Genomic DNA, 23,795 nt, shown 5'->3' with positions numbered 1-23,795 from the left:
TTTGGGGCAAGTGTCGCGACGCAGTAATCCCGTCGCCCCGGCCTTCGCCGGGGCGACGATGCCTTACGAAAACGTGTAGGCCAGCCCCGCCTCTTCCGCCCGCACGGCAACCGCGGTGACTTCCTCCCCCGCCACCTGCCGCTCGAGCAGCGCCACCGACATGTCCGGCAGCATCGTGTTGGTCAGGATCGCGTCGATCATCCGCCCGCCCGACGCGACCTCGGTGCAGCGTGCGACGATATGGTCGACCACGTTCTCGTCATAGGACAGCACGATGCCGTGATTGTCGCGCACGCGCCGCACGATGCGGCCCAGTTGCAGCCGCACGATCCCACCAAGCATCGCCGGGCTGAGCGGATAATAAGGCAGCACCAGCAACCGCCCAAGCAGGGCCGGCGGAAACACCTTCAGCAATTCCGGGCGCAGCGCGGTGGCCAACCCGTCTGAGTCGGGCGCCATTTCCTCGTCCTCCGTCAGGCTCATAACCAGATCGGTGCCGACATTGGAGGTGAGCAGGATCACCGTGTTGCGGAAATCGATATGCCGCCCCTCGCTGTCGTTCATGAAGCCTTTGTCGAACACCTGGAAGAACATCTCGTGCACGTCCGGATGCGCTTTCTCGATCTCGTCGAGCAACACCACCGAATAGGGCCGGCGCCGCACTGCCTCGGTCAGCACGCCGCCCTGGCCGTAGCCGACATAGCCGGCCGGCGCGCCTTTCAGCGTCGAGACGGTATGCGCTTCCTGGAACTCGCTCATGTTGATGACTATCATCGATTCGTCGCCGGAGAAGAGCAGTTCGGACAGCGCATGCGCGGTCTCGGTCTTGCCCACGCCCGATGGCCCGCACAGCATGAACACGCCGACCGGTTTGGAGGGATTGTCGAGCTTGGCGCGGCTGGTCTGGATGCGCTTGGCGATCGCGTCCATGGCATGATCCTGCCCGATCACGCGCGCTTTCAGCTTGTCTGCGATGGTCAGCACGGCACGGATCTCGTCCTTGACCATCCGCCCGACCGGGATGCCGGTCCAGTCGCCGACGACCGAGGCGATGGCATCCTCGTCGACCACGCCGAACACCATCGGCGTATCGGCCTGCACCTCGCGAAGCGCGGCCAGCGCAACGTCGAGACCGTCGGGTGCGCTATTCTCGGCCAGCGCATCGCGCGCCGCGCGCACCGCCTCGAGTGCCTCGGCTTCCGCCGCCCATTTCGCTTCGATCGCCTCGACCTCGGCACGGGCGGTGGCGATCTCTTCCTCCAGCTTGGGCAGACGATCGTCGGCGCGGTAGCGCCCGGCCGCCTCGCGCTCGACCACTTCACGCTCGACCTCAAGCAGCTCGAGCCGGCGCCGGCGATCCTCGACCGGTGCCGGCGTGGCATGCTGCGACACCGCGACCCGCGCGCAGGCGGTATCCAACAGGCTCACGGCCTTGTCGGGCAATTGCCGCGCCGGCACGTAGCGCTGCGACAGCGTCACCGCCGCCGCCGCCGCCGCGTCGAGCACGACGACCTGGTGATGCGCCTCCATCATCGGCACGACCGAGCGCAGCATGGCAATCGCGTTTGCCGTCTCCGGCTCGCCGACATCGACCGTTTGGAACCGGCGGGTGAGCGCCGGATCCTTCTCGAAATATTGCCGATATTCGGCATAAGTGGTCGCCGCGATGGTGCGCAGCCGACCGCGCGCCAATGCCGGTTTCAGCAGATTGGCGGCATCGCCCGTTCCGGCCTGCCCGCCGGCGCCGACCAGGGTATGTGCCTCGTCGATGAACAGGATCACCGGCGTCTCCGCATTCTCGACCTCGTCGATCACCGCGCGCAGCCGTTTCTCGAATTCGCCCTTCACGCTTGCGCCAGCCTGCATCAACGCGATGTCGAGCGCGCGCAACGTCACGTTGCGCAGCGCCGGAGGCACGTCGCCATCGGCGATGCGCCGCGCAAAGCCCTCGACCACCGCGGTCTTGCCCACGCCTGCCTCGCCGACCAGGATCGGATTGTTCTGCCGCCGCCGCAGGAGCACGTCGATCACCTGGCGGATCTCCGCATCGCGCCCGACGATCGCATCGATCTCGCCGGCGCGGGCGCGCGCGGTGAGGTCGATCGAATAGGCCGCCAGCGCGCCGCCCCCCGCTGCAGCCGGCGCGCTGCCAGGCGCGCTGAGCGGCAAATCGACCGCTTCGGTCGTCTCGGCCGAGCCGCCAACCAAAGCGTCGAATTCGTCACCCAGCCGATCGACCGCGATCTTGCGCCATTCGCCACTGATCTCAAACAGCGCGTTGCGCACCGTCGGCGTACGCAACATGCCGTACAACAGATGCCCGCTGCGCACGCGGCCGGCACCGAACTGCAGCGAGGCGTACAGCCAGCCCTTCTCGATCGCTTCCTCGATCTGCGGGGCGAAATCGGAGATTGCGGTGGCGCCGCGCGGCAGGGCATCGAGCGCCGCGACCACATCGCCGGCCAGCCGCGCATCGTCGACCGCGAAGGCGCTGCGGATCACCGCCCAGTCGCCGCGCGGATCCTGGATCAACACGTGCACCCAGTGCACCAGTTCGACATAGGGATTGCCGCGCATCTTGCAGAAATTGGTCGCGGTCTCGATCGCCTTGCGCGGCGCCGTGTCCAGGCGGCCGAACAACGCGGTACGGCTGATCTCGGTCATGTCTTGTCCCCCGATATGCTGCGCGATTTGGCGCGTTTGGTAAGATGCGCGTCCGCCCGGATGCGGTCGCTCTGCGGCGGCGCGAGCCAGCCGGTCCAGCCGAGCCGGGCACGCCCGTCGAGCTTGGCCGGGCGCGCGTGCCGCTCCGCCATCTCGATCGTGATGTCCCATTCGAGATGGCTCGGGGCGAACGAATCGAGCGCTTCCGAGGCGATCTTGAACCGCGCCCCACCCGGCAACAGCGCCTCGAACGCGCGCATCGACTCGGCACGCACCACGACGCGGAACGCATCCGACGCCACGCGCACGCGCCTGCCCGCCATCATGTCGGTTCCGAGACCGCAAAAGCTGCGCCCGAGCCGGGTCTGATCCTCAGCATCGATGTCGCGCCAGCGCGGCTGATATTCCAGCACCTTGGCCGATTGTCCGAGCAGATGGCTCAGCGCATCCTCGATCCCGCCCGCGCTGCGCCGCGAGGCATACAAAGCGGCATAATGCAGCCGCGCCAGCGCCGGGAACGCCGCATCCTTGGCCACGCCCTCGGTCGCGCCGGTCAGCCGCCCGACATAGGTCGCGAAGCGGTCGTCATCGGGCCGATCGGCCTGCGCCGCCGGCTGCGAATCGCCCCAAGCGCGGTAGAAGAATTGCAGCATGCGATTGGCGAGCAGATCGAGCCAGCGTCCGAACGGCCGTGTCTTGGCGTAGCGCCGTTCAAAATCGGCGAATTCGGTAAGGTGCGAGGGCAGTGGCCCCATCGGCCCGGTCAGCCCGAGCCAGAAACCTGTCACGCGCGCCCGATCCCCGACGACTTCGACCGTATCCAACGTCGAATCAGGGAATGCCAATGTCGGCACTTGGGCGAGATCGGCAATGCTCTGCGCCGGTCGCCGCGCGCGGCCTACCCTTGGCAGATGCGGCGCGCGCGCCTCCGCCCCGCGTACGATCGGAAACAGCCCGAAGCGTCGCGCATCACCTGCCGCTTCCCGAAGGAAGCTCAGATGGTGTGCTGGCGGCCTATCCTCGGCGGCCATTGGGCAAATTCTCCTTCGGAAGGGCTCTCGAAATAGGTCTCGGTGAACGAATTGATGCTCGCGAATTCGGCGAGGAAACGCTCCAGCACCGCCCCGAACAGAAACATGCGGCCGCGTTCGAAGGCGGCATCGTCGAGCTTGACGCGGATGCGATGCCCGCGCGCGATCGCCATGCGGTCGAGCCCCGGCACGCGACGGGCGACCTTGGTCGAGCTGATCGCCAGCACGCCGTCAATCTGCCGGCGCAGCGCTGCGTCGTCCTGCCAGCCATATAGCGCGAGGTGATCGCGCAGCACCTGCGGGTCGCTGCCGTCTTCCGGCGCCAGCGTCGCATAATTGGGCGTGAGGTGCCCGATCACGCGCCATGCCGCATCGCCCAGCCCGAGCGGCGGGCGCGGCCGGGTCGGCGCACGCAGCACGGTCACCGCGCGCGCCGGCACGCCCGAGACGACGAAATGCGCATCGCCGCGAAAGGTGAGCAATTCGGGCAGTTCGCGATTGGTGACCAAGGCGCGCACGCCGAGCTCGTGCACATCGTCGAGCCGCGCGGCATCGCCCGGCGCAGTCAGGCTGATCCAGCTTTCCGTGCCGACATATTCCTGCCGCCGCCGCAGTCGCTGCTCGCGCGTCGACAGCCGCCGCGCGCGCAGCTGCGTGGTATAGAATAACGCTTCCTGCCAGTCGTACAGCAGCGCACCGAACGCATAGAGCGGCGCCACCGCCCGCGCCTCGACCGACCCCCGCGCGTACGCCTTCACGTCGAGGATGCGGTACACCTCGAAATCCAGCGGCCGGGTGCGGTCCGGAATGACGTGATGTTCGTGCTCGAAGCGCGACACTTGCACGCGACCGAGCTGTTTCTCGAACAGATTGATCGCCGGCGTGGCGAAGAGCCGGAAGTTGCTCGGCTCCAGCGCATTGTGCAGCGCCGGTGCGGAACGCCCGAACAACAAGACGACATCGCAGGCGCGTGGCGATTGCTTGAAGGCGCGCGCGAGGTCCTTGAGGTCGATAAACAGGAAGCGCTCGGGGCAGGCGAAATATTCCGCCAACAGTCGATAGCCGCGGAACGAGCGCTGCTCGGTTGGCAGCAGCGCCTGATCGTCCTCGAACCCCACCTGCCCTGGCTGCGGCAGCCGCATCCAGCCCTCCGGCCCCGCCGCGGCATCGGCCGAACGCGCGATCACCGCCAGCGTCTCGCCGGCGATCTGGCGATACATTTCGCCCGGCACCGCTTCCGATCCGGCGAGATAGATCGGCAACGACGCCGGTAGCACCTTGGGCAGATCGACGCCTGCGGTTGCTTCGAAGCGCAGCCTGAGCCCCGCCTCGGCACGCACATTGGCCGAAGTGGCGAACGGCGCCACCGCCGCGCGGCTAGAGAGATATTCGACCTGCGTGATCTTGAGCGGCCACAAGGTCACGTCATGCCCGGTGCGGAACTGCACCGGCGTGCCGCCCTGCTCGCTCGCCGTCGCGGTCAGTTCGGTGCCCTTCGGCACCTGATGACCCTTGATCAGGATCGGGTCGCCTTCCTTGGGCTCGAACCCGGCGATGCAGATCGACGGCATCGGGGCCAGATAGTGCGGCTGGATCGCGTGCAGCAGATGCTGGGTGAATTCGGGATATTGGTCGGCGAGCTTGAGCTGCACGCGCGCGCCAAGGAACGCGACGCCCTCCAGCAGCCGTTCGACATAGGGATCCGGGTCGGTCGGCGTCTTCAGCCCGAGCCGCCCGGCGACCGTCTCATGCTCCTCGCCGAACGCACGCGCTTCCTCGCGCAGATAGGCGAGTTCGTCATTGTAGAAGCGGAGCAGCCGCGGATCCATGCCCGTGCTCACGCCAGCCACGTCCCCGGCCTATTCACGGACGTTCACCGCGGTCGTCTCGGCTTCCACCTCGGTACGAAACTTCACCGGCATGGTCTGCGCCGCCGACGTGATATCGCCCTGGATCAGGAAGGTCAGCGTATGGGGCTGGTTCTCGTCCTCGACCGGATCGACCGTCAGGCTGTCGCCGCGCATCCTGGGTTCGAACAGCCGGATCGCCTTGCGGATCTCGCGCGCCCGCGCCAGCACCGCACGGCGATTGAGCGTGCGCCCGGCAAGATCGGTCAACCCGTAATTGAGCACCGACCCCTGCACCTGTGGAAAGGGTTCGAGATCAATCAGCGACTCGAGATTGGTGGTGTTGAGCAGCCAGGCCAGATCGCGCCGGATCGTCGCGCGGAGCGCCGCCTCGTTGAACCGTTCCAGCTTAGGCACCGAATAATGGCGGAATTTCTCCTGCGCCACGTCCGGTGTCTCGTTCGCCGAATCGCGCAGGCCGGAAATTTCCAGATCGGCGACCAATTTGTCGAACAAGGTCGGGGTCAGCCGCTGGGTAACTGCCATGGCTTAGGCGAATTTCAACAGGCGCAACGACAGCAACCCTCGCTCCTCGCCGGTCGATAGTGACCACAGATGCTGACCCGATCCAGCGCTGCCCCATGGCGCATCGCGCCACCCGGTGGCGCGCGTCAGCCGCTCGGCCGGATCGGCATCGGCATCGAGCCCGGGATAGCGCGCCGGCAGCAATGCGGCGACCGATTGCCCGCTCTTGAAGGCGATCTGCACCGGATACCAGACTAGGTCGCGCAGGTCCTGCGGCCCCTCGCTCTTGAGATGATCGATCGCGTCGAAGCCGAGCAGGCCATAACGGCCGCCAATGATCGCCTCAAGGCACGGCCCGAAGCGGCCATCGCCGTCGGCGATCCAGTCGAACGCGACATCGTCGAGCAAGCCCGGCGTATCCGGCGCGGCATCGAACGCGGCGTCGCGTGCGGCTTCGCCCTCGGCGACACGATCGTTGGAAAAATGGTGGATGGCGTCGGCGACGCCCGGCAGCCAGTCCGAGCCACCATGGATCCTGGCCACGGTGCGCCCCGCAAACACTTCGGCCCGCTCGCGCTCAGCCTCGATTGCCTGGCCATAGACGACCGACAGCATCTGCGATTCCGGCGACAATTGCGCCAGCGTGTTCATCTGCAGCTTGGCCTTGTCCCATTCCCCGGCCAGCGCCAGCAACTGGAACAGAAACATCCGGGCAGTGGCATCGCCCGGTTTTGACCGAACCACCTCGACGAGCGCTTTGCGCGCACCGTCGAGGTCGCCCGATTTCAACAGTTCATCCGCGTCGTGCATCGTTGCTCCTCGCGGACGAAACCGATCAGCCCGCTTCGTTCTGACGGATATCGTAATATGCCGTCACGACGCCGCCGTCCTTGCCGCCAGCCGCATTCTGCGCCTGATAGTCGAAGGTCACCTTGGCGCAGTTGAACGTCACCGATTCCATGATCGAATCGCCCCCCGACGAACCCGAATTGTGGATGTCGGAGATGATGATGTCTTCCAGCTTGATCTTATAATAGGTCAGCGGGTTGGCGCCATCGCCGGCCTTTTGCGAATAGATCACCGCTTCCTTGATGTGCTTGCCCGAGGCGCATGCCTTGAACAGCAGCGGCGACGCTTTATCGACTTCCTTCTGGATGCGGATGTCGGAAATTTCCGCCTTGCCAGCACCACCGCCGGCGCCGCCGGTGTGGAACGAGCCGTGCTGCACCGCACCAAAGTCGAACGAAATGATATCGATTTCGTCCTGATGATTCTTCTTACGTGACTCACCGTTCACGCCATCAATTTTCAAGAACAGATCAACAGCCATGACTATCTCCTCTATCTTACTGCGGCGTGTTATTGTTACGCCTATGTTACGTAATGTTACCCGCTTGATTTGGGTAGTCTAGAAACCATGCTGAGGGCGATGTCCATACCTTCCAGCTGATAATGCGGCACAAACATAAACTTACCAAGATAGAAACCAGGATTGGACTCGTCTGCGACGACCTCAATCGCGGCGTTCTTCAGCGGCAGTCGTGCCTTGGTTTCTTCGCTCGACGTCGATGGGGAGCCATCGACATATTGCAGGACCCAATTGTTCAGGTCGCGCTGCAACTGGTCCGCCTCGCGCGTGCCGCCGACCCAGTCGCGCACCATGCACTTGAGGTAATGCGCGAATCGGCAACTGGCGAAGATGTACGGCAAACGCGCCGACAGATTGGCGTTGGCCGTGGCATCCGCCCGGTCATAGGTCTTGGGCCGGTGCAGCGTTTGCGCACCGATGAACGTCGCTTGGTCGGTATTCTTGCGATGGATCAGCGCCATCAGCCCAGCGCTGGACAGCTCTGCCTCACGGCGATCCGAGATGGCGATTTCGGTCGGGCACTTAAGATCGATTCCGCCATCGTCGGTCGGGAACATCGCGGTCGGCAGGTCTTCGACCGTACCGCCGGATTCGACGCCGCGGATACGCGTGCACCAGCCATAGGTGTTGAATGCCTCGGTGATGCGCGTGCCCATGGCATAGGCGGCGTTGACCCATAGGTGGTGGTCATGATCGCCGTCGGTCTCTTCTTCGAAATCGAACCCTTCGACCGGCTCCGTCTTCGCACCATATAGCGGGCGACCCAGGAAACGCGGCATGGCCAGCGCCATGTAGCGGCTGTCTTCCGAGGCGCGGAACGAGCGCCAGGCGAGATAATCGGTGGCGTCGAACAATTTGCTGATGTCGCGCGGGTTGGACAATTCGGTCCAGCTTTCCATACCGAGCAAGGACGGCGCCGCGGCGGCGATGAACGGCGCGTGGCTTGCTGCGCCGATTCGCGCCAGGCCCTTCATCACTTCAAGGTCGGGCCCGGAATGATCGAACGTGTAGTCGCACACGAACGCGCCATATGGCTGGCCGCCGAGCTGGCCGAATTCGGATTCGTACACCTTTTTGAACAGCGGGCTCTGGTCCCATGCCGCATCGCGATACTGGCGGAACATCCGCCGGCATTCCTCCTTCGACATGTTCATGACCCGGATCTTCAGGTCCTTACCGGTCGAAGTGTTCATCACGAGATAGTGCAGGCCGCGCCAGCCCGATTCCAGCTTCTGAAATTCCTCGTGATGGATGATCTTGTTGACCTGCTCGCTGAGCTTGCGATCGAGCGCGGCGCGCATCGCATCTACCGTGGCGAACACGTCGCCGCCGATCATTGCCGCGTTGGACAAGGCCTGCTCGGCCAGGGTCTGCACCGCCTGTTCGATACGCGACTTGCGCACATCGTCGGCCGGCTTGAATTCCTTCTGCAACAGCGCCGAGAAATCGTCGAGGACGACGTCCTGCTCCTGGGCCTGGGATCCTGTCGGGGAGAGCGCTTCTTGCGCCATAGCGTCGTTCCAATCCGGTGCTGAAAGTTGATTCGCTTAGGTCGTGGGCTGTTCGGCTCCGTCGCCCGCCGCGCTATCGGTTTTCGCCGCCGACAGCGCCGCGAGCAGCGCCGGATCCTTCAACACCTTGTCGAGCAACTCCTGCGCGCCGTTCTTACCATCCATATATGACAGTAGATCTTCGAGCTGCGTGCGCGCTTCGAGTAATTTCGCCAGCGGCTCGACGTTGCGGGCGATCGCGCCGGGCGTGAAATCTTCCATCGTGTTGAACGTCAGGTCGACCGCCAGCTTGCCGTCGCCCGATAGGGTATTGTCGACGTTGAAGGCGGCGCGCGGCGCGATCGCCTCCATGCGCTGGTCGAAATTGTCCATGTCGAAGTCAACAAACTCGCGCGCCTCGGCGGCTTTGCGCTCGACATGGCTCTTGCCCGATAGATCCGACATCACGCCCATCACGAACGGCAATTCGATCTTCTGGCGCGCGCCATAGGTTTCGACTTCATACGCGATATGCACGCGCGGCGCCCTATTTTCCCGGATGAACCGCTGTCCGCTCTTGATCGCCATCTATCGTCCCCTTCGATTTTTAAAGATCGGCACAGTTCTAAATACGCGAAACCGAATTTAGCTCCAACCGAAACGATTTTCGTCAGTCACATATCCGAATACCCTGAGTCGTCAACGCGCGCGAGCAATACCGCGCCTACGTCACTGACACTGTTGGGCGCGATGTCCTTGAGGATCGCCATGAAATCCATCGCAATCCATCCGCGGACGCGGCGCAACGCTATCGGGATCGGACTCGACGGCTCGCGCCGCTGGTAATAGTCGCCGATCGCATCCAGCGCGCGCATGACATCTTCGCGGCTGTCGATGCGACCTGCTGTACGCACGGCGCCGCTTGCTGAGTCACTGTCGCCAGCGTCGGTCGCATCGACCTGATCGATCTCCGCCGACGCGCTGGCGCCCATATATGGCAGGATCGCACGGCGGATCGCCGCCAGCGCGTCGAACGTCGGGGCGAAGTTGGTGCCGAGTTCGCCGGCGGCGACCGCGTGCGCGCCCAAAATGCCGTCGGCGCGGCGCAACGCTTGCTCGATCGCCTCAAGCCGCGAGACGACTTGTTGCAGCGATTCCAGCGACGTATCGGCCATCGCCGCGCGAAACATGCCAAAGCCGTCCGCGCTTTCGCCGTCACGGGCGAAACGCGCGAAATCGTCGCCTGAATAGCTGCCCAGCCGGGGATGCTCGATCAGCACGGTCTGCTGCAACGGGCGCAGGAACTCGGCGATGCGGGTCAGCGATTCACACGCGCCCTTGCGGCCCTGTAGGCCATATTCCTCCAGCGTCGGGTGCACGCTGTCCCAATAGTGCTCGAACAAACCGGCGAGCAGCGCGCAGCCGGTCTCGATCGTCTCGAGCGACCCAATCCGCGTGCCGGCGCGCGCCATATAGACCGCCAGCCACACATCCTTGGTGCGCAGGCTCTGCGCCTCGATCAGCTTGAGCGTTTCGCGCCAATCGACATCCTCGTCCACTTCGGACGAATAGCCTTGTGTTTCGAACGCCTGCTCAATCGCCTGGCGTTCGGCATCATAGGACAAATCCGGCCCCGCCGGCGTGTCGTCCGATACCGGCGCCAGCAAGCTGTCGAGGGTCATGTTCGTTGCCGTCCGACCAGCGTCATCGCGGTCACGTCAGGGCAGCAACGCGGCTTCGACCCGGCGATTGCGCGGGTCGGTCGCAGCATGACCGGCCAGCGGCACGTCTGGACCCACGCCGCGCGTCACCAGCCGAGACCGATCGACGCCGCGGGCGGCGAGGAAATCGGCGACGGCCTGCGCGCGTCGTGCCGATAGCGCCAGGTTGATCTGCCGCCCACCGCGCAGATCGGTATGACCTTCGATGACGAACTTCTTGCCCGACAGTTCCGGCCGCAGCAGCGACTGCGCGAACACGCTGGCCGAGGCCCTGCCCTCACCGCTGATCGTCGCCGAATTGAGATCGAAGCCGATCATCAGATCGGCGCGCCGCGCGGCGCCGCTTTGGCCGTTGCCGTACTGGCGCGCCTGCGCCGCGCTATAGGCCGGGACCGGCGGCGTCGGCGCCAGCCACGCCGCTTCGCGCCCGGCCTTGCGCCGCCCCGCCGCAGCGCGGTTGTCGCGCCGACCTGGGCGGGTCGAGGTGGCGACGGCATTGGCGCGCGGGCTGCTGACCGTGGTCGCGGACTTATCCGCCGTTGGCCGGGCCAGGCGGAAGCCTTTGGTTTCGGGCGCGTCGCGGGTCACCGTCGGATCGCTCGCCTGCGGCCCGCACTTGCCGGCAAAGGTGCACAGATAGCCCTCGACGCTGGGTCGGGGTTGCGGCTTGGGCTGATCGGCCAAGGCCGGCATGGCCAGCGCGACCGATCCGGCCAGCGCCCAGCGTAACGAAAGGAAGCCCATGTCGTAATCTCCGACTAACAGCACCGCGATCTGCTCCGCTAACCTAAGCTCAACCAACCGAACTCGCAAGTTGGCATCGTTAAGCATCCGGCAAGTACAATGATTTAGTCATAACACTGTAATGATCGTTCGCGGTTGTGCGGCCCCGGCGCGCTCTGTATTGACGATCGTTGTGCAGTGTCCGCGACGGCCACTAACGGTTGCGAAGGAGCCCGATCGTGTCAGGCGCGACATCCCGTTTGACCCAGATGTCGATCGATGTCGGCGAACAGGTCGTGCTGGAGCGAATCGAAAGCACCGAGGCGCTCAGCCGTCCGTTCGTGATCACGGCGGAGATCATCTCGCCGCTGGAGATCGATCTACAGCCGCATCTGGGCAAACCGACCGCGCTGACCGTGCTCGAAGACGATCAGATCCAGCGCCACTTCCACGGCCTGATCATCGCTGCCGACTATGGCAAGGAAAGCACTAGCGGCCATCATTATCGCCTGACGCTACAGCCATGGACCTATTTTCTGTCGCAGAATCGCGACATGGCGATCTTCCAGGATCTGACGGTCGTGCAGATCATCAAGCAGGTGTTCGAAACCGCCGGCGTCTCCGACGTGGACTATTCCCGCCTGACCAAGTCACGCGTGCCGCGCGCCTATACGGTACAGTATCGCGAGAGCGATTTCGCCTTCACCTCCCGCCTGATGGAGGAAGAAGGGATCTATTATTACTTCCGCCACGATGCCGATCGCCATGTCATGATATTGTGCGAAGGGCCGCAGGGGCATGTCCCGGGCACGCCCGCCAAGCTCGAATACAATCCCAATTCGGTCTCGGTATTCGCCGCGGAATCGACATCCCGCTTCGCCAAGCCGGCGTCACAACTGCAGAGTTGGACCGAACGCGTCTCGACCAGCGCGGAAAGCAAGATCACCTATCGCGATTTCGATTTCGAATCGCCGGACAAGCCGCTCAGCGCGGTCCACGCTGCCGAAGGCAGCCATCCGCGCGACGATCGCGAGATATTCCTCTATCCCGGCCGCTACACGCGCGAGAAGACCGGGCGGGAGGACCAGGAAAAGACCGGTCAAGAGCGCGGCCGCACGATCCTCGATGGCCTGCGCGCCAACCGCCGGGTGTTCGCCGGCACGTCACAGGCCAGCGGCCTTTCCTGCGGGTCGACCGTCGCGGTCAGCGGCCATCCCGCCGAGCGTATGAATGCGTCCTATCTGATCACCTCGACCTACCACAGCATCGCCGCGGAGACCTACCGCTCCGGGCAGCAGGAGGACGAAGACGAGTATAACACCCGCTTCGAAGCGATCCCGGCGGATACTGTGTTCCAGGCGCCGCACACCACACCGCGCCCGGTGGTCCAGGGCCTAGAATCCGCGATCGTCACCGGCCCCGCCGGCGAGACGATCTACACCGACGAATATGGCCGGGTGAAAGTGCGCTTTCACTGGGATCGCGGGCCCACGCCGGGCGAAAAATCGACCTGCTGGGTCCGCGTGTCGCAGACCGGTGGCCTCGGCAATCTCATCCTGCCGCGCGTCGGGCATGAGGTGCTGGTCGATTTCCTCCACGGCGATCCTGATCGCCCGCTGGTCGTGGGCCGCGTGTTCAACAAATCGCACATGCCGATCTACGATCTGCCCGCCAACAAGACGCGCGCGCTGTGGCGCACCCAGCGTTACGGCGACACCGGCCAATATCCGCAGGCCCGCGCGCTCGACACCGGCGCGCCCGGCGCCAACGAGATCCGTTTCGAGGACAAAGGCGGCGTCGAGGAGATGTTCGTCCACGCCGAACGCGATCAGAACGTGCGCGTCCGCTTCGATCAGACGCATCATGTCGGCCACAATCAGGACGAGGTCGTCGGCTTCGACCGGACGTTCGAGATCGGCAACGACGAAACCGGCAAGGTGGTCAATAACCGCGAGACCAAGGTCGGTGTCAACGACACGCTGCTGGTCGGCCAGACGTTGGTGGTCAAGGCCGGCACGAGCATCCTGCTCAAGGTCGGCCAGTCGAAAATCTTCATGACGACCGACGCGATCAGCATCAGCGCCAACAACGTCTACATCACCGGCCGGGTGGAAATGCTCGTCCGGGGCATGTCGACGATGGTCAAAGCGGGCGCGGATCTGGTGCTGAAGGGCGTCAAGACGTTGATCAATCCATGACCCCCTGGCCCACGATCAAGCTCACCCAGGCCCGGCAAGTGGCCTTGCTGATCGACGCCGATGTCGACGAATATGATCTGCCCGACGCGGCGCTCGACATCCAGGCCGGCTATGTCGCCATCAAGCGTGACGGCGACACTGCCGACGCACTCGATTATATCGGCCATGCGCTGCCCCGGCTCGAGGCGGTGGCCTGGGCGGCTCGGGTGCTCGACGCGGAGTCGCGCATTCGGGAATTGCCGGTACGCGACCGGCTCGCGCTCGATCATGCGCTGCGCTGGCTCGACGAGCCGACCGATGTCAATCGCCGCGCCACCCAGGCCGCCGCGGTGGCCGCCAGCCCCCGTAGCGCCGAAAACCGGCTCGGGCTCGCCGTCTATTATTCGGGCAGTTCGATCGCCGATCCCGGCATGCCCCCGCTGCTGGCGCCGCCCGAGGCCTGCCTGCGTTATGCCGTCGCTGCGGTGAAATCCGCCGCCTATCGTACCGATGCGCCCGACAGGGTGCTCGAGCGCGCCTTGCTGCTGGCCGAACGGATAGCGGAAGGCGGCTTGCCAGCGCTGACCGCGGCATGACGCTAACGCTCTCGATCCGCAACGTCGCCGGGCTAGACAACGGCATGCCGCTCGAATTCGTCATGCATCGCCGCGGCGCGGTGATCGGCCGCGCGCCGACCTGCGACTGGAGCCTGCCCGATCCACGCAGCCATATCTCGTCGCGGCACTGTGAAGTGACGTTCGACGGGCAGCATTATGTCCTCACCGATCTCAGCACCAACGGCACGTTCCTCAACGGCGCCGGCGCGCGGTTGCCCGCGCCGCATCGGATCGACGACGGCGATGTCCTGCAGATCGGCCAGTATGAAATCGGCGCCCGGCTCAGCGGTCAGGCCGGCCTACGTGACGACGAGACCCCGCCCGCCGTGCAGCCCTGGCGCGGCTGGGACGAGGGCGCCGCCGTTGCCGAGCGCCCCGCTGCGCCCGCCTCGGGCTGGGCATCCGCGACGCCGCCCGCCGCGAGCACCAGCGCGGGGTGGCAGCCGCAGCTCGGCCCGTCGCTGGCCCGCACGGATCAGCCGCGCGCGTTTGCGCCAGCGCCAACCTCGGGTGGCTGGGCCGCCCCGATTGCCGCGCCCGAAGCCCCCGTTTCCTCGGCCTGGGCGGCGGCCACCCCCACCCCCGAGCCCGCCTCGGGCTGGTCGAGCGCCGCCCCCGATCGCCCGGCGGCGCCCTCGCCCGATGACGTGTGGGGCCGGATCGCCGAGGGCAATGTGGTCGATTGGGCGCGCGGTGGCTTCGGCCAGCCGGTCGAGCCGCCACGCGACCCGCTCGGCCTCGCCCCCGCCGCGCCGCGCGCGGCGCTGCCGGTCGAAACACCGCAGATGGCGCGGTTCGGGGCCAGCGACGATGGCTGGGGAACACCCGCCCCGCCGCCGGCAGCGCCCGCCCCCATGGCCGCGCCCCCGGCCGCCCAGACGACGACGCCGGCAGCGCCCGGCGGGCCAGAGCAGTTCATCGCGGCCACCGGGCTGAGCACGGCGCTGGTCGCCGATCGTTCGGCCGACGTGCTTGGTCGCGGCGGTCGCCTGCTGCACCGCCTGGTGGCCGGGCTCGTGGTGATGGTCGAGGCGCGCGCCCGCGCCAAGGCGCAGCTTGGCGCCGAGACCACCGCGTTCAACCCCGAAGGCAACAACCCGATCAAGTTCGCGCGCACGCCGGACGAGGCGCTGGCGATGCTGCTCAATCCGCCGCAACGCGGTTTCATGGATGCGGAACGCGCGATCGAGGATGCGTTCGTCGATCTGCAATCGCACCAGATGGCCACGCTCCGCGCGATGCAGGGCGCGCTCAAAGCTACGCTTGATCGCTTTTCGCCGACCGCGATCCGCGGCCGCGCCGAATCCGGCGGACTGCTCGAACGGATTTTGCCCGCGGCACGCGACGCCGCGCTGTGGCAAGCGTATGAGAAGGAATTCGGCGGGGTCGCGCAAGGATCGGACGAAGCGTTCATGGATGTCTTCGCCAAGGAATTTCGTCGCGCCTATAACGATCAGGCACGACGCGACGGCTGAACGTGATCGCTTGAAGCAGGATGGGAATGATTGTGGCCACGACACCCGATATCGCCGTTAGCGGCACACGCCCGGAAGGGTGGGTCGACAAGACCATGGTGATCTATTCGGCGCCGCCGCAGCCTGGCCAGGCGATTGCCGCCAACATGCTGATCGCACGCGATGCGCTGGGCGCGGAAGAAACGTTCCGCGAATATTGCACGCGCCAGATCGACGGCTTCCGCACCACGCTGCCGCAATTCCATCGCGAGAGCGAGGGGCCGGGCCGGGTCGAGGAGCGCGATGCGTTCCAGATCCTGTTCACCTGGATGTCCGGCGCGGGCACGCTGCGCCAGCGCGTATTCTTCATTTCCGCCGGGTCGGGCGTGGTGGTGACGTTCACTGCCACCGCCGCGCTCGACGATTATGCCGCCCACGAAGCAGCGTTCGACCAGGGCCTGGCCGATCTGGTCATCGCGCCGGCGCGCGACCGGCAGCACTGATCGGCCGATGACGCACGGAGCGCTTCGATGACGATGATGCCCGCGGCACGCGTCGGCGACGATATCGCGCACAGCAATGCCGGCACCGGCATGCTGCTCGGTATCCTCGCCGGCGCCGCCGTGGGCGCGGTGCTGGTCGCGGCGACGGTGGCGACGGGCGGGCTGGCGCTGGTCGCGGCGGCCGGCGCGGCGGCAAGCCTGGTCTCCGCCGGTGGCCTGAGCGGCATGTATATCGGCGAGGCGTCGATGGGCCCGCCGTGCGGCAAGTTCGTCACCGGATCGCCCAACGTGTTCGTCAACGGTCGCCCGGCGACCTTCACCGCCGGCTCGTTCGCCGCCTGCAGCAAGGAAAGCGGCGCCCCGCTGCCGCTCGCCACCGGCTCGTCCACCGTGTTCATCAATTTCGGCATGGCCGGCCGCCAGACCGAGAAAATCGGCTGCAGCGCGCAATCCGTACCGCAGGTCTCCCCCAACGTGTTCATCGGCGGCGAGAGCGCGCAGGATCCGCGCGTGTCGATCCAGCCCGAAGTGCCGGCCTGGGCAGTGACCACGCTGCAGGTGCTGGGCATCGCCGGCGCGATCGCCGCCTTGCCGTTCGCCATCGCCACGGTCGGCGTGGCGGCGACGATCGGCGGCGCGGTATTAGGCTATGTCGGCGCGATCGGCGGCGCGGCAGGCGGCCGCGCGCTCGGCGAAGCGCTCGGCATGTCCGAAGCTGGGATCCGCTCACTGGAGGTGGCCGGCGGCTTCCTCGGCGGCATGGTCGGCGGCGCGGCGGGCACCAAGGGCACGCAGGCGTTCAACCGAAACTACCAGATCAAGGTCGATCCCAACAAACTCGGCATGAACGGCGGCAATGTCAGCATCGTGCGGCGGCCGCCGGCTTCCTCCCAGTCACCCTTTCAGACGCGCTACGATCCAGCCAATCCCGGTCGGCCCGATCCCAATTGGAGTGTCGATACGCGCAGCTTCAATCCGAACGCGCCGGGCGCCGGCAGGACCGCAACAGGCGAGATCCGGGATCAACGACAATTCTGGAGCCAATGGAAGGAAAATCACCCGGAAACCCTCAGCCCCGGCAATCGTTATCGTATTGACGAACTCGGAATGTCTCCCAAGGTCGACAAGACCTGGACAGACAGCTTTCCCGAGCATAGCGGCTATAAAAATCAGACGATCGAGCATCATCACTATAACCAAGGTAACATCGCGATACCGCTGCCCCAAGATGTTCACCGCGGCGCTGGAAACTACAACATATGGCACGGCCCATGATCGAAACGCTTCAAAAGCTGCCCACCCTTTCTGCAAGCTGGCTTGCGCCGCTCAAGGCAGCTGATCCGGAACTGTATGCCGAGCTCGCCGAATCGATCGTAATAGAATTGTCTGATGAACGCCTTTCGGAGCCGCTGCCCGCCGGCGCAGCAGCGGTGCTGTCGACCGTCGATCTGCGAGGGAAGGAGATTGGCGCGTTCCGTTTTGCGCCTGCCGCTGGCGCTACCTCGGCAGAACAGATTGCGCATTACGATCGCGGCATCCGCCAGCAGTTCGAAGCAAGTGGCGATCTGCTCTTCATCGGCGACTATGGTGCAGGAAGCATCTTCGTATCGCCGCAGGGCGTCGGCCTGCTCGACCTGACCGACGAACCCCCGAGCATTCGCGCCATGGCCGCCACCTTCCAGTCATTCATTCTGGCGCAGGCGAACGCATACGATGCGTATAAGAGGTTCATCGTCAAGAACGATGATATCGAGGCTTATCGGTCATCTGCCGCTGCCTGCTCTCAATTGCCGTCGTTAGGGGATGCCGATGTCGGCCTGATTTTTGAAGCCCAGCTCAAGGCCTGATAGCGCGATGTTCAGGTCCGGCAGGAAAGCAACACCGCCAGTGACCTGGCAGACCAGCATCGAGAATCACTGTCGGTATGTCTGGCACAGCACACCGGAGCAGTGCGAATTCACCGCCGGGCCGACACGTGATTTGCCGGAAGGGTTCGTGGTGCTGCGCTTTCCGCCGCATGGCGAGCGGACGATGTGGACCTATGCCACGCGGTGCATGTCCTCACATACGGATGCCAACCCCATTGAATTGCACCTGTTCAGTCCATGGCAGGCAGATGAACTGGTCGAGCTGCTTGTCGTCACCGCACATTTCCATCGCACTGCTGCAAAGCTCGATGTAGAGCATTCGGTCAATTTCGGGCGGGCGTGGATCGGGGAATCCAAATGCAGCTACGGACTGATCTCTCTGCCCTATCTCGATGGCCCGACGCTGGAGACGCTGACTGTCGAGCAGCGGGACATAAAATTCTACTGGCTTATTCCTGTCACGTTCTCCGAAGTGGAATACAAAAAGGCGGATGGCTTGGAAGCTTTGGAAGAAGCATTTGAGCAGGCCGCCTTCGACTATCTTGATCCGCAGCGGGGCAGCGTTGTTTGACCACGCCGGTAGGTCTGCATCGGTCTCAACGGCTCGCCAATCGCTTGAATAGGGGCCTCAGAACACGACCAATGCTGCTCCACGCATCCTTTCGCATCTTCCAATACGGCCCACCCGCCCGGGCGGAAGATGTGCAGCGCGCGATCGATAGCTACCCGGAGCTGCCCGCCGGATATCGATCCCTGGTCGAGGAAGCGACTGCGGTGACCTTGCTGTGGAACGATCGCGGCGAGTTGCGGCTGTGGGGCCCAGAGGAAGTTCTGGCGATGGACGCGGCGTACGGCGTTTCGGCGATGATCCCCGGCGCCATGCCGTTAGGCGACAATGGCGGCGGTGAAATCCTCGTCTATGGTGACGGCCTGCAGGGACCGGGCCTATATCTGCTGGAGACGGGATCCTTGTTTCTCGACGAGGATGCCGAGTGGTTGGCGGGTGATGTCGATACATTGCTAACATCTGCCGAAGGCGCCGAGAAAATCTTCAAATCGGATTCAATCATTCAGGAGGAACTTGGCCCCCCGACATACCGCGAGGGCGAGTTCCGCTGATCGGAACCAGCGGCTGCGGTTCGTTGCATGGCCATGGCCACAAGACGGCGCATAGTCGTGGAGGACCTTGATGGATTATCTCAGCCTACTCGATACGCGCGCCGCCCCCATTTCGGAGGCGGACGTCGCGAAACTCGAAGCGCTGATCGATGCGCCGCTGCCCGAAAGCTATCTCGACTATCTTCGTCAGAGCAATGGCGGGACGTTCCGGAACAGTACGGTCGATCTGCCGCAACTGGACGACGAGACGGTGCTCAACTACATGTTCACGACGATCGACCCGGGATACGATATCGTCGCGGAGTATCGCATGCTGCGCGGTATGGACCGTATCCCGGTCCAATCGCTGCCGATCGCGGACGATCCGGGCGGCAACAAGTTCCTGATCAGCCTCGAGCCCGCCACATATGGACACGTATTTTTCTGGGATCATGAGAATGAGCCCGAAGATGGCGGTGCGCGCCTTGCCGATTTCCCCCACATGATCGATCTGGCCGATGACTTCGCCACCTTCATCGCCAATTTGAAGGCGGACGAGGACGGATCGTGACGCTGCTCGGCCGGTTGAACACGATCCGCACCGGGATGAGCGCGGCGGCGTATCGTGCGGCGCTGGGCGACGCCCCGTTGCCGCCGATGCAATACGATGCAGCGGTGGCGGACGATCCGATTCCGTTCCAGGAATTCGCCGATCTGGGCATCGCCATCGTGTTCAACAGCGACGGCAGCACCGTGGATAGCGTGGAATACGGCCCCGGCTTCAAGGGCGAGATCAACGGTATCGCGATCGGGATGACGGGTGATGCGGTATAGCGCGTGCTCGGGCCGTGCGACCGGACCTGGTCGATGCCGCATCCGAACTATATCCTGATCTACGACCGCCCCGAATTCTTCCGCATCTATCTGTCGCGCGAAAACGAGCGCGCGATCGTCATGTATCAATGGGTCGGGCAAGGGTCGAGGCTGAAATGACACCGTTGGAATTGAACGAGGTGACACACGAGGAAACCCAGCACTATTGCGCCGAAGGATATCTGTTGCTGGAGCGCAACGATATTAAGGCGTCGATCGCGGCGTATAACAAGGCATGGGGATTGGTCCCCGAACCAAGAACGAGTGGGAAGCCTCGACATGGATATTGGCGGCAATAGCCGATGCTTCGTTCAAAGGCGGTTATCTGACATCGGCACGCGAGGCGCTCGACTATGCGATGACCTGCCCTGGGGCGATCGGCAATCCCTTCTTGCACCTGCGCCGCGGTGAGGTATTGTTGGACCAAGGTGAAGACGACGCCGCTGCCGACGAATTGATGCGCGCCTATATGGCCGAGGGCGACGATATTTTCGCCGACGAGGACCCAAAATACCTGCGCTTCCTACGCACGCGGGCAGATCTTTAGCGGCTCAGCCACCGATGGGCACATGGTGAATAGCGCTTAAGGGCCGCGGTTCGATGTCCGGCGATGGCCACAAGACGGCGAGAAGCGGTATTTAGTCACGGAGGCCAACGATGAATTATCTCCCCCTGCTGGAGGCGCGCGCCGAGCCAGCGCCGGACGAAGATCGCACCAGGCTTGAGGCAATGGTTCAAGCCATCGTACCGGGAAGCTATTGGGCGTTCCTTAGCCAAAGTAATGGCGGTCATTTTCGCGACCATATCGTGACCATTCCAGGTGACGATACGGTGCTCAATTACGTGTATTCGACGCGTGCCCCGAGCTACAATATCTTCGATGATTACGCCATGCTGCGCAGCATGGACCGTATCCCTATGCAATCGTTGCCGTTCGCCGACGATCCGGCGGGCAATATATTCATCGTCAGCGTCGAACCCGGAACGCATGGCCAGATATTCTTCTGGGGCCACGAACGCGAGCCCGAAGACGGCGGCACATGCATCGCCGATTTTCCCAATATGACGTTCGTCGCCGACGATTTCGCCGCCTTCATCGCCAACCTGAAACCAGACGAGGCCGGATCATGACGCTGTTGGTTGAACACGATCCGCACCGGGATGAGCGCCGCGGCCTATCGTGCGGCGCTGCGATACGCAGTTGCCACCCATACAATATGATCTCGCGGTGGCGGACAATCACAAGCGACTGAGATCGCTGAACCTATTTCGCGCGGGGCTTTCACGGAAATCCCTGAACTGTTAAATCGTCACCATCGGATAGGACGCTTTTTCCAATATTGCGCACTGCATCTTTCCGCAATAGCAAGATCTGGCGGTGCGGAGAGTTACGTGCGTTGCGCGGGTCCGTAAGTCTGACTAGGCTTATAATTTACTGTACGTAGGACTGTGATCGCCGAGTCTGCAAGAACGGCGTGGCAAAGGAGATAGGACGATGATCCCTGATCCACTAGAAGCCTTCCGCCGCACCGCGGCCTCCACGCTTGCCCGGATGGAACAAGCCTTTGTTGAGCGCGCGCTGACCCTCCCCGGTTTGCTCGTCGGCGAGGCCGTTAGTGGCGCACGCCGCGTGGTAACGAACAGTGCTCAGTTGGCGGTCGATGCTGTGCAGATGCTGGTTCGTCTGCCACATCATTTGGCGGACATGCTGGCTGACAGTTGGCGTGGTCCCGATGCTCGTGTGCTGACCGCGCGGGAACGCCTCGCGATCGCCGATGCGTACGGCTACCGTGCGCGACCTGACCTGTTGCGTGTCGTTAATGGACCCGGCCTATCGTCGATCCCGCGCGCGGCATTTGAAAACGGTAATCCTGCGATTACGATAGGCAATACAATATATCTCAGGCCCGCGTCCAATTGGCCGAAGAAGGATCTAATGAGCAAACCCGAGGGGGCAGCGCTGTTGATGCATGAGGTCATGCACACAATCCAATATCGTGAGATGGGTTATGCCCAGTTCGCCGTACGATATGGCGCCGACATGACGGCGGTGCGCGGCAAAGCGGGTGAGATGTATAAATATGGCAAGCGTCGCCGCCAGTTTAATGTCGAAATGATTGAGGGTCAGGCCGAAATGGTAAGCGACTACTACACCCTACTTCATTCAACTAATCCAAAGTTGGCGCTCCAACGAGCGGCGCTGCAGCGCCGATTGAAAGGCACCGGCATCTATGGACTTTAGGCCTATGCTTTTACTTTTAGCGCTCGCTCTTGCAGCGTGCAATATCGGTGTCGACCGCGTTGATGTCAGCGGTTCAGCGCAAGATCTGCGCTTTGCGGCAGTCTCTGGAGAGGGCGAAGAGCCGGCCTGCATCAAAACGGCCAGCGTTTCGCAAGTCGAGCCCGAGGAGGCTCAACCAGTGTGGCGGGTCACGGCCTTACACAGCGACAAATGCGTCTCGATAATCAGTTACGGTCGCGAGACTGCCGAACTCGCGCAAGAAGCTCCCGCTCTTAACCTGCGGCCGGACGTTTCCTACAGGGTCCGGATGTCTGGTGGTGGCTTCAGCTTGACGCGTGATTTTAGTATCTCACCGACAGGCGACCTGACTGTCCTCGACTGATCCATGCCTGGTTACGGAAACGAGCTTCCCCCGTGACGGGTACATGGCCCTGCGCTTTGCAGCCGGAAAGATGGCAAGTCTATACGACTAAAATGCAGAATAGCCCTAAGTGCAGGCATTCGCCTGCCGACCTGGCTTTCCCGATCGCGGCCGATGATCCGCCCGCATAGCACCAACCATAAAAGGGAACGGCTATCTGCCTTTTCCGCTCAACTCCGCAACGTCGACGCGAAACTGTGGAGATAAGCGATTGGACACTTGTCGTTAGATCCAGCCTTCGAAGAACTCCGCCCTTGGAACGAGGGCCGAATGCTAGGCGCGAAGTGCGCGCTGAAACCGCATCAAGTTTGGGCTATTCGCTTCTGGCTTGACCAGCACCAGCGCTTGCGGGATCGAGCGCTCTTCAACTTCGCGATCGACAGCAAACTGCGCGGTTACGATGTGGTCACGTGCACGAGCGCACTTCCGAATATCGCGAGGGTCAGACGAAGGGCAGCTCCCCCTATCCTCTGCTCTCACTCTGGGCGTCGACCTTCGGCGAGGGGCTAGGCGCCCGCTTCCTTTCCGAGTTCGCCAAGGAGGAACTGAGCCGATGCAACATGCGCTCTTGCTGGCGGGCGTCGACAGCGAGGACCTCCTATACTCGGGCGAGCGGTCGCACGGGGCATCGTTCGGCGCAGTGCCGATCACAGCGGACGGCGAGCGCGCGATGCGCATGCTGGAGGCTAGTGCGTATCGCCGACGGGGTTTGAAATCTGTCCGCTATCTCGCTAGGCCACTGGCCGGTACTCGCGATGGCGTGCAGGCATGCCGGGCTACCGCCTCCGCCAGATATCTGGCTAGGCCTGCTGCGAGAGGCGCGGTCGGCAAAGGCTGCTGACGGCGAAGATTGACGTGGCAGCCGTGCGGTTCGTTAGCCTCCGCCGTTTATTTTCCGGCCGTGCTTCTTCCGACGGGTGCCCGGCACTACGTCTAATTCGCCTTTTGGCGAGTCCGCTTGAGCAGAATGGCTGGAGTTCGGGCGCGTAGCCGCGGCCCAGGGTGCGCGCCAACGAGTGTCCGGCTATGTAGAGAGAATTTTCTGAAGCCGCCACTCCGCTTTCCACCGAGGCTGTGTGAGAACGGTGGTCGAGCAGCGCTGATAGCGGCGCGTGCTAGCGCGGGGCGCTCAGGCCTGCATCGCAGCGATTAGCCCCGGCACGCCGACCAGA

General features: G+C 63.9%; 25 protein-coding genes and 1 pseudogene. 16 read left to right on the top strand and 10 right to left on the bottom strand.

What is annotated here, in order from left to right; genetic code table 11:
* Positions 1–63: 63 nt before the first annotated feature.
* The 10 genes from tssH to U1739_RS14465 all read right to left on the bottom strand — a co-directional run bounded on the left by tssH (position 64) and on the right by U1739_RS14465 (position 11,415).
* Complete coding sequence (gene tssH / locus U1739_RS14510) at positions 64–2,664, bottom strand: type VI secretion system ATPase TssH (RefSeq protein WP_332709284.1); 2,601 nt, start codon at positions 2,662–2,664, stop codon at positions 64–66.
* Positions 2,661–3,695, bottom strand: a complete 1,035-nt coding sequence (tssG, locus tag U1739_RS14505) for a type VI secretion system baseplate subunit TssG (RefSeq protein WP_332709283.1) — start codon at positions 3,693–3,695, stop codon at positions 2,661–2,663. The genes tssH and tssG overlap by 4 nt, the downstream gene beginning before the upstream one ends.
* The gene (gene tssF / locus U1739_RS14500; RefSeq protein WP_332709282.1) at positions 3,659–5,536 is read right to left on the bottom strand and encodes a type VI secretion system baseplate subunit TssF; all 1,878 of its coding nucleotides are present in this window, start codon (positions 5,534–5,536) and stop codon (positions 3,659–3,661) included. The genes tssG and tssF overlap by 37 nt, the downstream gene beginning before the upstream one ends.
* 18 nt (positions 5,537–5,554) lie before the next feature.
* The gene (gene tssE, locus U1739_RS14495; RefSeq protein ID WP_332709281.1) at positions 5,555–6,088 is read right to left on the bottom strand and encodes a type VI secretion system baseplate subunit TssE; all 534 of its coding nucleotides are present in this window, start codon (positions 6,086–6,088) and stop codon (positions 5,555–5,557) included.
* Positions 6,089–6,091: 3 nt separating this feature from the next.
* Positions 6,092–6,877, bottom strand: a complete 786-nt coding sequence (locus tag U1739_RS14490; protein WP_332709280.1) for a type VI secretion system accessory protein TagJ — start codon at positions 6,875–6,877, stop codon at positions 6,092–6,094.
* Between the two features lie 25 nt (positions 6,878–6,902).
* Complete coding sequence (locus U1739_RS14485) at positions 6,903–7,397, bottom strand: Hcp family type VI secretion system effector (protein ID WP_332709279.1); 495 nt, start codon at positions 7,395–7,397, stop codon at positions 6,903–6,905.
* A 56-nt stretch (positions 7,398–7,453) separates the two neighbouring features.
* On the bottom strand, positions 7,454–8,947 hold the full coding sequence (gene tssC, locus U1739_RS14480; RefSeq protein ID WP_332709278.1) for a type VI secretion system contractile sheath large subunit: 1,494 nt from the start codon (positions 8,945–8,947) through the stop codon (positions 7,454–7,456).
* A 36-nt stretch (positions 8,948–8,983) separates the two neighbouring features.
* The gene (gene tssB, locus U1739_RS14475) at positions 8,984–9,514 is read right to left on the bottom strand and encodes a type VI secretion system contractile sheath small subunit (protein ID WP_332709277.1); all 531 of its coding nucleotides are present in this window, start codon (positions 9,512–9,514) and stop codon (positions 8,984–8,986) included.
* Between the two features lie 86 nt (positions 9,515–9,600).
* Positions 9,601–10,608, bottom strand: coding sequence for a type VI secretion system protein TssA (gene tssA / locus U1739_RS14470; RefSeq protein WP_332709276.1), 1,008 nt, complete (start codon positions 10,606–10,608; stop codon positions 9,601–9,603).
* A gap of 36 nt (positions 10,609–10,644) precedes the next feature.
* Positions 10,645–11,415, bottom strand: coding sequence for an OmpA family protein (locus U1739_RS14465; protein ID WP_332709275.1), 771 nt, complete (start codon positions 11,413–11,415; stop codon positions 10,645–10,647).
* Between the two features lie 194 nt (positions 11,416–11,609).
* On the opposite strand from U1739_RS14465, the gene U1739_RS14460 reads away from it, so the two are divergent.
* The 16 genes and pseudogenes from U1739_RS14460 to U1739_RS14385 form a co-directional block, all read left to right on the top strand.
* Positions 11,610–13,568, top strand: a complete 1,959-nt coding sequence (locus U1739_RS14460; RefSeq protein ID WP_332709274.1) for a type VI secretion system Vgr family protein — start codon at positions 11,610–11,612, stop codon at positions 13,566–13,568.
* Complete coding sequence (locus U1739_RS14455; RefSeq protein WP_332709273.1) at positions 13,565–14,143, top strand: DUF6931 family protein; 579 nt, start codon at positions 13,565–13,567, stop codon at positions 14,141–14,143. Before U1739_RS14460 ends, U1739_RS14455 begins: the two co-directional genes overlap by 4 nt.
* Positions 14,140–15,639 (top strand): type VI secretion system-associated FHA domain protein TagH, encoded by a 1,500-nt coding sequence (gene tagH / locus U1739_RS14450; protein WP_332709272.1) that lies wholly within the window; start codon positions 14,140–14,142, stop codon positions 15,637–15,639. Before U1739_RS14455 ends, tagH begins: the two co-directional genes overlap by 4 nt.
* Positions 15,640–15,671: 32 nt before the next feature.
* Entirely contained in the window at positions 15,672–16,121 is a 450-nt protein-coding gene (locus tag U1739_RS14445; protein WP_332709271.1) for a DcrB-related protein, read from the top strand.
* 27 nt (positions 16,122–16,148) lie between these two features.
* Positions 16,149–17,396, top strand: a complete 1,248-nt coding sequence (locus U1739_RS14440; protein WP_332709270.1) for a PAAR domain-containing protein — start codon at positions 16,149–16,151, stop codon at positions 17,394–17,396.
* Positions 17,393–17,968, top strand: coding sequence for a hypothetical protein (locus U1739_RS14435; protein ID WP_332709269.1), 576 nt, complete (start codon positions 17,393–17,395; stop codon positions 17,966–17,968). The genes U1739_RS14440 and U1739_RS14435 overlap by 4 nt, the downstream gene beginning before the upstream one ends.
* Before the next feature lie 40 nt (positions 17,969–18,008).
* Complete coding sequence (locus U1739_RS14430; RefSeq protein WP_332709268.1) at positions 18,009–18,560, top strand: suppressor of fused domain protein; 552 nt, start codon at positions 18,009–18,011, stop codon at positions 18,558–18,560.
* A gap of 131 nt (positions 18,561–18,691) precedes the next feature.
* On the top strand, positions 18,692–19,108 hold the full coding sequence (locus U1739_RS14425) for a hypothetical protein (RefSeq protein ID WP_332709267.1): 417 nt from the start codon (positions 18,692–18,694) through the stop codon (positions 19,106–19,108).
* Between the two features lie 70 nt (positions 19,109–19,178).
* Positions 19,179–19,658: an SMI1/KNR4 family protein gene (locus U1739_RS14420; protein WP_332709266.1), complete on the top strand. Its 480-nt coding sequence runs from the start codon at positions 19,179–19,181 to the stop codon at positions 19,656–19,658.
* Positions 19,655–19,921, top strand: a complete 267-nt coding sequence (locus U1739_RS14415) for a hypothetical protein (protein WP_332709265.1) — start codon at positions 19,655–19,657, stop codon at positions 19,919–19,921. Before U1739_RS14420 ends, U1739_RS14415 begins: the two co-directional genes overlap by 4 nt.
* A 33-nt stretch (positions 19,922–19,954) precedes the next feature.
* Positions 19,955–20,080, top strand: coding sequence for a hypothetical protein (locus U1739_RS14410; protein ID WP_332709264.1), 126 nt, complete (start codon positions 19,955–19,957; stop codon positions 20,078–20,080).
* Between the two features lie 115 nt (positions 20,081–20,195).
* Positions 20,196–20,507: a hypothetical protein gene (locus U1739_RS14405; protein ID WP_332709263.1), complete on the top strand. Its 312-nt coding sequence runs from the start codon at positions 20,196–20,198 to the stop codon at positions 20,505–20,507.
* Between the two features lie 110 nt (positions 20,508–20,617).
* Complete coding sequence (locus U1739_RS14400; RefSeq protein ID WP_332709262.1) at positions 20,618–21,091, top strand: SMI1/KNR4 family protein; 474 nt, start codon at positions 20,618–20,620, stop codon at positions 21,089–21,091.
* A 364-nt stretch (positions 21,092–21,455) separates the two neighbouring features.
* Positions 21,456–22,202: an eCIS core domain-containing protein gene (locus tag U1739_RS14395; RefSeq protein WP_332709261.1), complete on the top strand. Its 747-nt coding sequence runs from the start codon at positions 21,456–21,458 to the stop codon at positions 22,200–22,202.
* Between the two features lie 4 nt (positions 22,203–22,206).
* A complete protein-coding gene (locus tag U1739_RS14390; protein WP_332709260.1) occupies positions 22,207–22,584 on the top strand; it encodes a hypothetical protein in 378 nt (125 codons plus the stop codon).
* Between the two features lie 309 nt (positions 22,585–22,893).
* Positions 22,894–23,031: pseudogene (locus U1739_RS14385) on the top strand (tyrosine-type recombinase/integrase); the annotation flags it as partial.
* Between the last annotated feature and the right edge of the window lie 764 nt (positions 23,032–23,795).

It is taken from the genome of Parasphingomonas puruogangriensis (assembly GCF_036663635.1).
Taxonomy (GTDB): Bacteria; Pseudomonadota; Alphaproteobacteria; order Sphingomonadales; family Sphingomonadaceae; genus Sphingomonas.
This window is presented reverse-complemented; position numbering and strand designations above follow the sequence as displayed.